Origin of the sequence: Pseudomonas sp. JV241A, from assembly GCF_900275665.1 — a bacterium.
Taxonomy (GTDB): domain Bacteria; phylum Pseudomonadota; class Gammaproteobacteria; order Pseudomonadales; family Pseudomonadaceae; genus Aquipseudomonas; species Aquipseudomonas wadenswilerensis.
Window position 1 is genome coordinate 196,556 of record NZ_OPYO01000029.1, and the last position, 13,112, is coordinate 209,667.

Annotated in this window: 12 protein-coding genes and 1 pseudogene; 8 read left to right on the top strand and 5 right to left on the bottom strand. The window is 62.9% G+C overall.

Features of this window, described 5'->3' with window-relative positions:
• Position 1 precedes the first annotated feature (1 nt).
• The 6 genes from JV241A_RS19345 to JV241A_RS19370 all read left to right on the top strand — a co-directional run bounded on the left by JV241A_RS19345 (position 2) and on the right by JV241A_RS19370 (position 5,725).
• Entirely contained in the window at positions 2 to 940 is a 939-nt protein-coding gene (locus JV241A_RS19345; protein WP_115088435.1) for an ABC transporter permease, read from the top strand.
• Positions 930 to 1,736 carry an ABC transporter permease gene (locus JV241A_RS19350; RefSeq protein WP_115088436.1) on the top strand — a complete coding sequence of 269 codons (807 nt, stop codon included), beginning with the start codon at positions 930 to 932 and terminating at the stop codon, positions 1,734 to 1,736. The genes JV241A_RS19345 and JV241A_RS19350 overlap by 11 nt, the downstream gene beginning before the upstream one ends.
• Before the next feature lie 19 nt (positions 1,737 to 1,755).
• Positions 1,756 to 3,180 carry a gamma-aminobutyraldehyde dehydrogenase gene (locus JV241A_RS19355; RefSeq protein ID WP_134064047.1) on the top strand — a complete coding sequence of 475 codons (1,425 nt, stop codon included), beginning with the start codon at positions 1,756 to 1,758 and terminating at the stop codon, positions 3,178 to 3,180.
• Positions 3,181 to 3,193: 13 nt separating this feature from the next.
• A complete protein-coding gene (locus tag JV241A_RS19360) occupies positions 3,194 to 5,056 on the top strand; it encodes an FAD/NAD(P)-binding protein (protein ID WP_134064049.1) in 1,863 nt (620 codons plus the stop codon).
• A gap of 85 nt (positions 5,057 to 5,141) precedes the next feature.
• Positions 5,142 to 5,396: a type II toxin-antitoxin system HicA family toxin gene (locus JV241A_RS19365; protein ID WP_115088439.1), complete on the top strand. Its 255-nt coding sequence runs from the start codon at positions 5,142 to 5,144 to the stop codon at positions 5,394 to 5,396.
• Positions 5,393 to 5,725, top strand: a complete 333-nt coding sequence (locus JV241A_RS19370) for a type II toxin-antitoxin system HicB family antitoxin (RefSeq protein WP_115088440.1) — start codon at positions 5,393 to 5,395, stop codon at positions 5,723 to 5,725. The genes JV241A_RS19365 and JV241A_RS19370 overlap by 4 nt, the downstream gene beginning before the upstream one ends.
• 85 nt (positions 5,726 to 5,810) lie before the next feature.
• On the opposite strand, the gene JV241A_RS19375 is transcribed toward JV241A_RS19370, so the two are convergent.
• The 3 genes from JV241A_RS19375 to JV241A_RS19385 form a co-directional block, all read right to left on the bottom strand.
• Positions 5,811 to 6,917 carry an NADH:flavin oxidoreductase/NADH oxidase gene (locus JV241A_RS19375; protein WP_115088441.1) on the bottom strand — a complete coding sequence of 369 codons (1,107 nt, stop codon included), beginning with the start codon at positions 6,915 to 6,917 and terminating at the stop codon, positions 5,811 to 5,813.
• A gap of 117 nt (positions 6,918 to 7,034) precedes the next feature.
• Positions 7,035 to 8,744 (bottom strand): single-stranded-DNA-specific exonuclease RecJ, encoded by a 1,710-nt coding sequence (gene recJ / locus JV241A_RS19380; protein WP_134064051.1) that lies wholly within the window; start codon positions 8,742 to 8,744, stop codon positions 7,035 to 7,037.
• A 55-nt stretch (positions 8,745 to 8,799) separates the two neighbouring features.
• Entirely contained in the window at positions 8,800 to 9,339 is a 540-nt protein-coding gene (locus tag JV241A_RS19385) for a YaeQ family protein (RefSeq protein WP_038996805.1), read from the bottom strand.
• A 130-nt stretch (positions 9,340 to 9,469) separates the two neighbouring features.
• On the opposite strand from JV241A_RS19385, the gene JV241A_RS19390 reads away from it, so the two are divergent.
• On the top strand, positions 9,470 to 10,669 hold the full coding sequence (locus JV241A_RS19390) for a CaiB/BaiF CoA-transferase family protein (RefSeq protein WP_115088443.1): 1,200 nt from the start codon (positions 9,470 to 9,472) through the stop codon (positions 10,667 to 10,669).
• Between the two features lie 44 nt (positions 10,670 to 10,713).
• A complete protein-coding gene (locus JV241A_RS19395; protein ID WP_134064053.1) occupies positions 10,714 to 11,601 on the top strand; it encodes a TIGR02285 family protein in 888 nt (295 codons plus the stop codon).
• Between the two features lie 161 nt (positions 11,602 to 11,762).
• On the opposite strand, the pseudogene JV241A_RS19400 reads toward JV241A_RS19395, so the two are convergent.
• Both JV241A_RS19400 and JV241A_RS19405 read right to left on the bottom strand, forming a co-directional pair.
• A pseudogene (locus JV241A_RS19400) lies at positions 11,763 to 11,897 on the bottom strand (DUF3509 domain-containing protein); the annotation flags it as partial.
• 36 nt (positions 11,898 to 11,933) lie between these two features.
• Positions 11,934 to 13,033 (bottom strand): IS3 family transposase gene (locus JV241A_RS19405; protein WP_240047891.1). Its coding sequence is split into 2 segments (ribosomal slippage): positions 11,934 to 12,829 and positions 12,829 to 13,033, totalling 1,101 coding nucleotides; the frame shifts between segments, so codons are not numbered across the junction.
• Positions 13,034 to 13,112: the final 79 nt, after the last annotated feature.

The following is a 13,112-nucleotide window of genomic DNA, read 5'->3' on the forward strand; positions in this document are numbered from 1 at the left end:
GATGAGCCTGACCGTGGAAAAAGCCGCGCCGGCCCCCATGCGGCGTTTCTCCAACCTGCTCTACCGGCGACCGAACCTGTACCTGGCGCTACTGTTGATACCGCCGCTGATCTGGTTCGGTGCAATCTACCTCGGCTCGTTGCTGAGTTTGCTGTGGCAGGGCTTCTACACCTTCGACGACTTCACCATGGCGGTCACCCCGGAGCTGACCCTGGCCAACTTCGCCGCGCTGTTCAACCCGTCGAACTTCGACATCATCCTGCGTACCCTGGGCATGGCCATCGCCGTGTCGATCGCCAGTGCCACCCTGGCCTTCCCGATCGCCTACTACATGGCGCGCTACACCAGCGGCAAGACCAAGGCGTTCTTCTATATCGCGGTGATGATGCCGATGTGGGCCAGCTACATCGTCAAGGCCTATGCCTGGACCTTGCTGCTGGCCAAGGGCGGCGTGGCCCAGTGGTTCGTCCAGCAACTGAACCTGGGGCCAGTGCTGCAGTTCATCCTCGGTATTCCGGGGGTGGGCGGCAGCACCCTGTCGACCTCGCACCTGGGGCGTTTTCTGGTGTTCGTGTACATCTGGCTGCCGTTCATGATCCTGCCGATCCAGGCCTCGCTGGAGCGCCTGCCGCCGTCATTGCTGCAAGCCTCGGCGGACCTTGGCGCCAGGCCGTGGCAGACCTTCACGCAGGTGATCCTGCCGCTCTCGGTACCGGGCATCGCCGCAGGCTCCATCTTCACCTTTTCGCTGACACTGGGCGACTTCATCGTCCCGCAACTGGTCGGCCCGCCCGGCTACTTCATCGGCAGCATGGTCTACGCCCAGCAGGGCGCCATCGGCAACATGCCCATGGCCGCCGCCTTTACCCTGGTGCCAATCGTGCTGATTGCCGTGTACCTGTCCATCGTCAAACGCCTGGGGGCCTTCGATGCACTCTGAACGCGCCTCGATCGGCCTGCGCCTGGCGGCCTGGGGCGGGCTGGTGTTCCTGCACTTCCCGATCCTGATCATCTTCCTCTATGCCTTCAACACCGAGGACGCCGCCTTCAGTTTTCCGCCCCAGGGCTTCACCCTGAAGTGGTTCAGCGTGGCCTTCTCGCGCCCGGATGTGCTGGAGTCGATCACGCTGTCGCTGCAGGTCGCCTGCCTGGCCACGCTGCTCGCCCTTGTGCTCGGCACCCTGGCCTCGGCGGCGCTGTACCGGCGCAGTTTTTTCGGCAAAGAGAGCATTTCGCTGATGCTGATACTGCCCATCGCCCTGCCCGGGATCATCACCGGCATCGCCCTGCTCTCGGCGTTCAAGACCCTAGGCATAGAGCCCGGGATTTTCACCATCGTCGTCGGCCACGCCACCTTCTGCGTGGTGATCGTCTACAACAACGTCATCGCCCGCCTGCGGCGTACCTCGCAGAGCCTGATCGAGGCGTCGATGGATCTCGGGGCCGACGGCTGGCAGACCTTTCGCTACATCGTTCTGCCCAACCTCGGCTCGGCTCTATTGGCCGGCGGCATGCTGGCCTTTGCCTTGTCGTTCGACGAAATCATCGTCACCACCTTCACCGCTGGCCACGAACGCACCCTGCCGATCTGGCTGCTCAACCAGTTGAGCCGGCCGCGCGATGTGCCGGTTACCAACGTGGTGGCCATGCTGGTGATGCTGGTGACCATGCTGCCGATCCTCGGCGCCTACTACCTGACCCGCGGCGGCGAAAGCGTTGCCGGCAGCGGCAAATAACTCCTGGAGGACTGGAACCATGCAAACCCGACTGTTGATCAACGGCCAACTGGTTGAAGGCGAAGGCGCAGGCTACGCAGTGCTCAACCCGGCGCTGGGCACTGTGCTGGTGGAGGTCAATGAAGCCAGCGAAGCCCAGGTCGACGCCGCCGTGCGCGCCGCCGACCGCGCCTTCGAGAGCTGGTCGCAGACCACGCCCAAGGACCGCTCGCGGTTGCTGCTCAAACTCGCGGACACTATCGAGGCCCACGGCGAGGAACTGGCGCGGCTGGAATCGGACAACTGCGGCAAGCCCTATGCCGCCGCGCTCAACGACGAGATCCCGGCCATCGCCGACGTGTTTCGTTTTTTCGCCGGTGCCACCCGCTGCCTGGGCGGCTCGGCCGCAGGTGAGTACCTGCCGGGACATACCTCGATGGTGCGCCGCGACCCGCTGGGCGTGGTCGCCTCGATCGCACCGTGGAACTACCCGCTGATGATGGTGGCCTGGAAGATTGCCCCGGCCCTGGCCGCCGGCAACACCGTGGTGCTCAAGCCGTCGGAGCAGACGCCGCTGACGGCCTTGCGCCTGGCGGAACTGGCCAGCGAAATATTCCCGGCCGGCGTGCTGAATATCCTCTTCGGCCGCGGCCCGAGTGTCGGCACGCCGCTGGTGAGCCACCCGAAAGTGCGCATGGTGTCGCTGACCGGCTCGATCGCAACCGGCGCCAACATCATCGCCAGCACCGCCGACAGCGTCAAACGCATGCACATGGAGCTGGGCGGCAAGGCACCGGTGATCATTTTCGATGATGCCGATATCGACGCCGCGGTCGACGGCATCCGCACCTTCGGCTTCTATAATGCCGGCCAGGACTGCACCGCCGCTTGCCGTATCTATGCCCAGAGCGGCATCTACGAGCAGTTCGTCGAAAAACTCGGCAAGGCCGTCGCCAGTATCAAGCATGGTCTGCAGAACGACCCGGACACCGAGCTCGGCCCACTGATCACCGCCCAGCACCGCGACCGGGTAGCGGCCATGGTCGAACGGGCGCTTGCCCAACCGCATATCCGCCTGATAACCGGTGGCAAGGCGGTGGCCGGTGACGGTTTCTTCTTTGAACCGACGGTGCTGGCCGATGCCCAGCAGGATGACGAGATCGTCCGCCGCGAAGTGTTCGGGCCGGTGGTCTCGGTGACCCGTTTCGACGACGAAGCTCAGGCCCTGGCCTGGGCCAACGATTCCGACTACGGCCTGGCGTCGTCGCTGTGGACCGCTGACGTCGGCCGTGCCCATCGCGTCTCGGCGCGCCTGCAGTACGGCTGTACCTGGGTCAACACGCACTTTATGCTGGTCAGCGAAATGCCCCATGGCGGTCAGAAACTGTCCGGCTATGGCAAGGATATGTCCATGTACGGGCTGGAGGACTACACCTGCGTCCGGCATGTGATGTTCAAACATTAAGGTAAGGACACCCATGGAAATCACCCGACGCGACTTCATCAACGGAGTCGCCATCGGCGTTGCAGCGGGCCTGACCCCGCTGCAACTGCTTCAGGCTGCCCCCGGCGGGCGCTACTACCCACCGGCCCTGACCGGTTTGCGCGGCAGTCATCCCGGCGCTTTCGACGTTGCGCACCAGATGGGCTGGGAGAAAAAAACCTTCGTCACCGACGCCCTGCCGATCAGCGAAGAGTATGACCTGGTGGTGGTCGGCGGCGGCATCAGCGGCCTGTCGGCAGCGTTCTTCTACCGCGAGAAACACCCGGCTGCGAAGATTCTGATCCTCGAGAACCACGACGACTTCGGCGGCCATGCCAAGCGCAACGAGTTCAGCGCCGGCGGGCGGATGATCCTCGGCTACGGCGGCAGCGAAGCCTTCCAGTCGCCCAATCACCTGTACAGCAAAGAGGTCAACGGCCTGCTGAAAAAGCTCGGGGTGGACATCAAGCGTTTCGAGACCGCCTTTGACCGCAGCTTCTATCCCGACCTGGGCCTGTCGCGCGCAGTGTTCTTCGACCAGGAGACCTTCGGCGAAGACAAGCTGGTCAGCGGCGACCCGACGCCGATGGTCGGCGATGACATCGCCCCTACGCAGCTCAACGCCCGTTCGATCGGCGATTTCATCAACGATTTCCCCCTGCCCGAAAGCGACCGCAAGGCCCTGATCGACCTGCACCAGGCCCCCAGGGATTACCTGGCCGGCAAGTCGCTGGAAGACAAGACCGCGTACCTCGAGCGCACCAGCTACCGTGATTTCCTGCTCAAGGACGTCGGCCTGTCGGCCAAGGCGGTCAAGTACTTTCAGGGCCGTACCAATGATTTCATGGCCCTGAGCATCGATACCGTGGCCGCTGCCGACGCCTACTATGTCGGCTTCCCCGGTTTTGCCGCGATGAACCTGGAGCCGGTCAGCGAGGAAGCCAAGGCGGAGATGGAAGAGCCCTACATCTACCACTTCCCCGACGGCAACGCGTCGCTGGCGCGCCTGCTGGTGCGCAGCCTGATACCGACGGTGGCGCCGGGCCAGAACATGGAGGACATCGTCCTCGCCAATTTCGACTACAGCCAGCTCGACCGCGCCGGGCAGCCGGTGCGCCTGCGTCTGAACAGCACGGCGGTCAGCGTGCGCAACGTCGACGGAGGCGTCAATGTCGGCTACAGCCGCGCCGGGCAACTGGCCCAGGTGCGCGGCAAGCACTGCATCCTGGCCTGCTACAACATGATGATCCCCTACCTGCTGCGCGACCTGTCGGCCGAACAGGCCCATGCCCTGAGCCAGAACGTCAAGTTTCCGCTGGTGTACACCAAGGTCATCGTGCGCAACTGGCAGGCGTTCCAGAAGCTTGGCGTGCACGAGATCTACGCCGCCACCCAACCCTACAGCCGGATCAAGCTCGACTACCCGGTGAGCCTCGGCGGCTACGAGCATCCACGCGACCCGGCGCAGCCCATCGGTCTGCACCTGGTCTACGTGCCGACCAGCCCCGACAGCGGCATGAACAGCCGCGACCAGGCCCGTGCCGGACGCGGGCGCCTGTATGGCACTTCATTCGAAGTGCTGGAAAGCCAGCTGCGCGAACAGTTGCAACGCATGCTTGGCCCCGGCGGCTTTGACCACGACAAGGACATCCTGGCGATCACCGTCAACCGCTGGCCCCACGGCTACGCCTGCTTCAGCAACACCCTCTACGACGATCCCGAGCAGACCGAAAAGTGGATAGCACTGGCGCGCCAACCCGTGGGCAAGGTCAGCATCGCCAACTCGGACGCGGCCTGGAGCGCCTATGCCCACGCGGCGATTGATGAGGCATGGCGGGCGGTGGGGGAGCTGGGCTGAATCCAGGAAACCTCCTTCATCCGCAAAGTCCTCGTCCTACGGTCGTCCCATTGCTGCATGGATGACGGTATCATAATCTGATACCATGAATAATCATCAGCGCGGCACGTTGAAGTCGGTCTTCAGCAAACCGATACCCAACAATCTGGAATGGGCTCGCATCGAATCGTTGCTGGTCGGTGCGGGGGCCCGGGTAATCGAAGGCAGAGGTTCACGCGTGCGCTTCGAACTCAATGGTGTGATCGCGACGTTCCATCGCCCTCATCCGGATAAAGATGCCAAGCCTTATCAGATCCGCGATGCGCGGTTGTTTCTGGAACAGGCCGGAGTGACCCCATGAATGTCATGCACTACAAAGGCTATGCCGCCCGTATTGAATACAGCGATGAAGATCAATTGTTGATTGGCCACGTCGCAGGTATACGCGATGTGATCGGTTTTCACGCGCAATCGGTCGCGCAACTGCGCATCGCCTTCGAAGAAGCCGTGGATGACTACCTCGATACTTGTGCGCGCTTGGGACGTGAGCCGCAGAAAGCTTATTCGGGGAAATTGAGCTTGCGCCTGGAGCCGACGCTGCATGCCAGCGTCGCGCAAAAGGCTGAGCTGGCAGACAAGAGCATCAATCAGTGGGTCAGTGATGTGTTGAGCCAGGCGGCACATGCCTGAGGCCCGCTCCCACAGAGGGTTTATGTACGCCGAACCTGTGGGAGCTGGCTTGCCTGCGATCGAGCGCGAAGCGCTCGCCATTCAGTCAATCGCGCAAATCAGACTCGTGTATCGGCTGGTCACGACTGGTAGCCCGTTGGTACTGCGCCGGCCACACTGCCTTGTTGCCCCCCAGGTCGTCGTCGGCGTGCAGCGGCCAGTAGGGGTCGCGCAGTAGCTCGCGGGCGAGGAAAATGATATCGGCCTGCGCCGTACGCAAGATGGTTTCAGCCTGCATCGGGTCGGTAATCATGCCGACCGTCCCGGTGGCGATCCCCGCCTCCTCCCGCACCTTGGCCGCAAACTGGGTTTGATAGCCCGGCCCTGTGGGGATCTCGGCTTTTACCGAGGTGCCGCCGGACGACACATCGATCAGGTCCACTCCCAACTTTCTCAAGCGCTTGGCCAACTCCACGGTCTCATCCGGATTCCAGCCATCTTCCACCCAATCGGTGGCCGACAGACGCACGAACACCGGCAGCTCAGCCGGCCAGACCTCACGCACCGCTTCGGTCACTTGCAGGGTCAGGCGGATACGGTTTTCGAAGCAGCTGCCGTACTGGTCACGGCGCTGGTTGCTCAAGGGCGAGAGGAACTGGTGCAGCAGGTAGCCATGGGCGGCATGCACTTCGGCCACCTTGAAGCCGGCCTCCAGGGCACGCCGGGCGGCAGCGACAAAGGCCTGGATGATGTCAGCGATCTGCGCTTCGGTCAGTTCGGCAGGTGCGGTGTGCTCCGGGTCGAAGGCAATCTTCGAGGGCCCCACCGGCACCCAGCCACCATCGTCCACCTTGACGCTGCCATGCTTGCCCAGCCAGGGCCGATGGGTGCTGGCCTTGCGCCCGGCATGGGCCAGCTGGATGCCTGGCACCGCGCCCTGGGCGGTGATGAAACGGGTGATGCGTTGCAGCGCCGGGATCTGCGCGTCGTCCCACAAGCCCAGGTCCTGCGCGGTAATGCGCCCATCGGCAGTCACGGCAGTGGCTTCGGTGAAAATCAGGCCGGCGCCACCCACCGCGCGGCTGCCCAGGTGCACCAGGTGCCAGTCATTGGCCAGGCCGTCGACACTGGAATACTGGCACATGGGTGACACGGCAATGCGGTTGGGCAGGATCAGCTGGCGCAGGGTGTACGGCTCAAGCAGCAGGCTCATGGGGCACCTCTCAAATCAAGTGGTAAGGCTCCAGATGGTTGACCGGCCGACTACAGAATCTTCCCCGCAGGTTCTTCGACCCATCATCCGAAGCCTAGACCACTTTGCCCCGTCAGTTCAGCGCGGCTCGATATGGGCGATCATCAGTTGCACGCTTTCCTGGCCGCGGAACTCGTTGACGTCGAGCTTGTAGGCCAACTCCACCCAGCGCACCGTCGGGTTGGGCCAGACCTCGCGGTCGATGCCAAAGGCGATGCCATCGAGCTTGAGCGAACCGCATTCGCTCTTGAGCACCACCTTCAGGTGCCGCTCACCGACGACGCGCTGCTCGACCAGCTGGAACACCCCGTGGAACAGCGGCTCGGGAAAGTGCTGGCCCCAGGGCCCGGCATGGCGCAGGGCGCGGGCCAGCTCCAGGTGAAATTCCTCGACCGCCAGGGTGCCGTCGGACAGCAGACGGCCGGTCAGGTCCTCTTCGTGCAACTGGCGCCGGGTTTCTTCGTCGAACGCCTGGGCAAAGGCCGGGAAATTGTCGGCGGGCAGCGATAGGCCGGCAGCCATGGCGTGACCACCAAACTTGCTGATCAACTGCGGGTGACGCGCCGCCACGGCATCCAGTGCATCGCGAATATGGAAGCCCGGCACCGAACGCGCCGAGCCCTTGAGCATGCCTTCGCCAGCATCGGCAAAGGCGATGGTCGGGCGGTGATAACGCTCTTTCAGGCGCGAGGCGAGGATGCCGATCACGCCCTGGTGCCAGTCCGGCTCGAACAGGCACAGGCCGAACGGCATCGACTCCAGCGCCAGGTCCTTGAGCTGGGCCAGGGCTTCGCGCTGCATGCCCTGCTCGATGGACTTGCGGTCCTGGTTCAGTTCGTCGAGCTGGCCGGCGATTTCCCGTGCCAGGTTGGCATCGTCACTGAGCAGGCACTCGATGCCCAGGCTCATGTCGTCCAGGCGTCCGGCGGCATTGAGCCGAGGGCCGAGGATAAAGCCAAGGTCGGTGGAGGTGATGCGCGCATGATCGCGCCGGGCCACTTCAAGGATGGCCTTGAGCCCCGGCCGGGCCCGCCCGGCACGGATGCGTTCCAGGCCCTGATGGACCAGGATACGATTGTTGGCATCCAGCGGCACCACGTCAGCCACGCTGCCCAGGGCCACCAGATCGAGCAGCTCGCCGATGTTCGGTTGCGGCGCGTTGTCGTAATGACCGAGGCTGCGCAAACGCGCTCGCAAGGCCATCAGCACATAGAAGATCACCCCGACCCCGGCCAGCGCCTTGCTGGGAAACTCGCAGCCCGGCTGGTTGGGATTGACGATGGCGTCTGCCGCCGGCAATTCATGGCCCGGCAGGTGGTGATCGGTCACCAGTACTTTCAAGCCCGCAGCCTTGGCGGCTGCCACGCCTTCGACGCTGGAGATGCCGTTGTCGACGGTGATCAGCAACTGCGGCTGGCGTTGCAAGGCCACCTCGACGATCTCCGGGGTCAGGCCATAGCCGTACTCGAAGCGGTTGGGCACCAGGTAATCGACATGGGCGGCACCGAGCAGACGCAGGCCGAGTACACCGACGGTACTGGCCGTGGCGCCGTCAGCGTCGAAGTCGCCGACGATGAGGATGCGCTGGCGTTCTGCCAGTGCCGCCACCAGCAGGTCGACCGCCGCCTCGATGCCCTTGAGCTGCTGGTAAGGCAGCAAGCGCGCCAGGCTTTTATCCAGCTCGGCTGCCGACTGCACGCCGCGGGCGGCATACAGGCGGGTCAGCAACGGTGGCAGGTCGCCAAGGAATGGCAGCGTGGACGGCAACGGGCGGGGATCGATACGCATGGGGCGATTGGGGCTTCTCGTGAATCAGGAATGTTCGACCGGAACGGGCGCGCGATCAGCGCTCGCCCATCAGCCATTGAAGCTGGACTTCGTGCTGGCCGCGATCGTCGGTGACGAACACCGTGCCTTCGCTGATCATCACGTCCCACTTGATCGCCCGCGGCATGTCCTTGGCCAGGGTTTCCAGAACCTCCTGGGGCACGGCGGCGATGTTCAGGTTTTTCAGGTTCTTGACCGCTGGCACCACCTTGGTTTCCCACACGCGCAGGCTGCCATAGGCCAGCAGGCTGGTGCGCTCGGTGCGGCGCGAGCACCAGGTCAGGCGATCGGCATCCGGCTGGCCAACTTCGATCCAGTGCAGGATGCGGTCGTCCAGGCTCTTTTCCCACACTGCTGCTTCGTCCACATCCGACAGACCGCGGCCAAAGGCCAGTTGCTCGTTGTACCACAGGGCGTAGGCCAGCAGGCGCACGGCCATGCGCTCCTCGGTTTCCGACGGGTGACGGGCGATGGTCTGCTTGACGCTTTCGTACACGCCGCGGTCAAGGTCGGTGAGGTTCAGTTCAAACTTGTAGGTGGTGGACGGCTGGGCCATGGACGGGCTTCTTGCGGCAAGGAAAGTCGCCCAGTCTAACCGATCCGCATGTTCCTTGCGCCGCGGCAGTATCTGGGCGCGCCCAGCTATGATAAAAACGGGGGCCCTGACCAGCTGCCACGGACGCCTCATGCCTACGCCCAGCAAACCCCTCGCCGGCCTCAAAGTCATCGAACTCGGCACCCTGATTGCCGGTCCGTTCGCTTCGCGCATCTGCGCCGAGTTTGGCGCCGAGGTGATCAAGGTCGAGTCGCCCGATGGCGGTGATCCGCTGCGCAAGTGGCGCAAGCTGTACGAAGGCACGTCACTTTGGTGGTTCGTCCAGGCCCGCAACAAGCAGTCGCTGACCCTCAACCTCAAGCACGCCGAAGGGCTGGATATCCTCAAGAAGCTGCTGGCCGAAGCCGACATCCTGATCGAGAACTTCCGCCCCGGGGTACTGGAAAAACTCGGCCTGGGCTGGGACGTGCTGCACGCCCTCAATCCGAAGCTGGTGATGGTGCGCCTGTCCGGCTTCGGCCAGACCGGGCCGATGAAAGACCAGCCGGGGTTCGGCGCCGTCGGCGAATCCATGGGCGGGCTGCGCTACATCACCGGTTTCGAGGACCGCCCGCCGGTGCGTACCGGCATCTCCATCGGTGACTCGATTGCAGCGTTGTGGGGCGTAATCGGCGCATTGATGGCCCTGCGCCATCGCGAGGTCAACGGCGGCCAGGGCCAGGTGGTGGACGTGGCCCTGTATGAAGCGATCTTCGCCATGATGGAAAGCATGGTGCCGGAGTTCGACGTGTTCGGTTTTATTCGCGAGCGTACCGGCAACATCATGCCCGGCATCACCCCCTCCTCCATTCACACCAGCGCCGATGGCAAGCATGTGCAGATTGGCGCCAATGGCGATGCGATCTTCAAGCGCTTCATGCAGGCCATCGGCCGCGATGACCTGGCCGACGATCCGGCCCTGGCCAGCAATGACGGCCGCGACCTGCGCCGCGATGAACTGTACGGGGTGATCGACCGCTGGGCCCGGACCCTGCCGCTGGATGCGCTGATGCAGGTGCTCAATGACGCCCAGGTACCGGCCAGCCGCATCTACAGCGCCGAGGACATGTTCAGCGATCCGCAGTTCCTTGCCCGCGAGATGTTCCTCCAGGCCAAACTGCCCGACGGCAAGCCGTTCAAGATGCCGGGTATCGTGCCCAAACTCTCGGACACACCGGGCTCCAGCGAATGGGTTGGTCCGGAACTGGGCGCGCACACTGATCAGCTACTGGCCAGGTTGGGTTACGACGCGGCGGCGATTGCCCGGCTACGCGCGCAAGGAGCGGTCTGAACGACACATTGCTTGAATTCCGTGGCAACGGTGGAGACCCGAACATGACCTATCACTGGCAAGCGAGCGTGCGTCGTGGATTGCCGTTGTTGTTGGGTCTGCTGCTGAGCTTTGGCCTACCGGCCTCGGCCTGGGCCAAGGAGCGTTTGTTCTGGCTATTGCGCGATTTGCCGCCGCTGACCATTTATGAAGGCACGGGCAAAGGCCAGGGGGTGATCGACCAGTTGCTGCCGCTGCTGATCGAACAGATGCCCGAGTACGATCACAGCATTGTCCGGGTCAATCGGGCCCGGGGCATCCAGATGCTTCAGGAATCGACCTTCACCTGCGACCCTACGTTGCTGTGGACGCCCGAACGAGCGCGCTACGTGCACTTCTCGATACCCAGCCTTGGGGTGTTGAGCAGTGGCCTGGTGGTGCGGCGCAAAGACCAGCGCCTGCTCGAACCCTATCTCCAGAACAATCAGGTCGACCTGCACGCGATGCTCGGCAACACGTCGCTGAAGCTCGGAGTAGTCGCCCAGCGCAGCTACAGCGCAGCCGTTGATGAACTGCTCAAGACCCTGCCCGACACTACCCTCAGCCGTCATTACGGCAATGATGCGGTGACCAGCCTGTTGCAGATGCAGCAGCATGACCGCCTGCAACTGGTGCTTGGCTACTGGCCGGAGGTGCGCTACCTGTTACAGCAACAGGGCTGGCCGACGGATGACTATGCCTTCTACCCGATCCAGGGTGTCGAGCAGTACCAGTTGCTGCGGGTCGGCTGCTCCGACACGCCCCTCGGGCGCGAAGCCATCAGCCATATCAACAAGCTGTTGCTGCCCCTGCGCGACGACACCTTGCCCGACCTGTACGCCCAGTGGCTGGCCCCGGAAATGCGCGAGCAGTACCTGCACGACAGCCTGCGTCTGTTTGGCGAGCACCCCTGAGCCCTGATCCGCAGGCAAAAAGAAACCCCGAGCGGTGGGGAGGCCGCCCGGGGCTAAACAGAAGCCCATAGGGGCTTCGCACGACAGCTTCACGACATCGGAGCAAAATCCCGATCAGCTGTCCTTATAAGGTCTGATTGCCCCCACCGGCAAAGGTTCCATCACACCCCGGCGCTGATCGAGCGGCCTTGCTGCAGGTGACGCTGGGCAGCGATCACACAGGGCTGCAGGCGACCTTCGACGATCAGCAGGTCGCGCTGCAGACCATCGACCAGGTCGACCAGCAGGCGCTGGTCTGAACTGGTCAACAGATTTTGGACACCGGTTTAGGTTCATGCCGCAACCTTGAGCTTTTTCTCCATGGCTACCGGGGTTTCATAGCCGTTGTAGCTGTGGAGACGCTTAAGGTTGTAACGCATCAGATAAGCCTGGATGTCTAACTGTGCTTGCGCTTCGGTTTCGTAACCTTCTGCTGGCATCCACTCAGACTTCAATGCACCGAAGAAGCGCTCCATGACGGCGTTATCCCAGCACTGGCCTCGGTGACTCATGCTCTGTTCCAGACCGTACTCCTCAAGAGCAGCCCTGAATTTATGGCTGGTGTACTGACAACCCTGATCCGAGTGGAACATCACTCCAGCCGGTCTACCTCTAGATTCGACCGCCATTCGTAGCGCCTCGCAGGCAAGCCGGGCATCGGCGATCATTGAGAAAGCCCAGCCCACCACTCGGCGAGCATACAAGTCGATCACAGCCGCCAAGTACAGCCAACGCTTGCCTACCTGGATGTAGGTGACATCGCCGCACCACACCTGGTTGACCGTCGAGACGTTGAAGTTTCGCTTGAGCTGGTTACTCGCGATCAATGCTTCTGTGCCCGATGATCGGTAACGATGCGGCCTGCGTTGCTTGCATTGCAGACCGGCTTCCTTCATCAGCATACGTACCTTGTATCGCCCGGCTTTATGGCCAGCACGACGCAATTCCCGAACCAGCGTTCGCGACCCAGCAGAGCTACGAGAGGCCTTGAAAAGGCTGGCCATCGTTGAACGCAGATCCTCTCTGACCGGATCCTTTCGTCCCTGGCGTTTTCGCCATGCGTAGAAACTACTGCGCCGAACTCCAAGGACGCGACAGCAGTCGAAAACACCAAATTGCTCACTCAGTTCGTTGATCAGCGAGAACGATCCTTGGAGTCCCGAAGCAGGAGAGCACTGGCCTTTTTTAGGATTTCGATATCCCGGTCCTTTTGCCGGACTAGCGCTTCCAGCTCCTGGATTCGCTGCTGCTCTGGAGTGATGGCCTTCGCGCCGACCGGTGTTTGACCTTCTCGTTCCTGGCGCAGTTGCTCGACCCAGCGACGAAGCGCGGTCCGCCCTAGACCAAGGCTCTCGCAGACATCAGGGACTGACTCACCATCGTCCAGCACCATCTCGGCAGCTTTGATTTTGAATTCGTTCGAGTAAGATTTTCGCACTGATTTTGCCTCCAATTGGGCGCCATAATAGCGC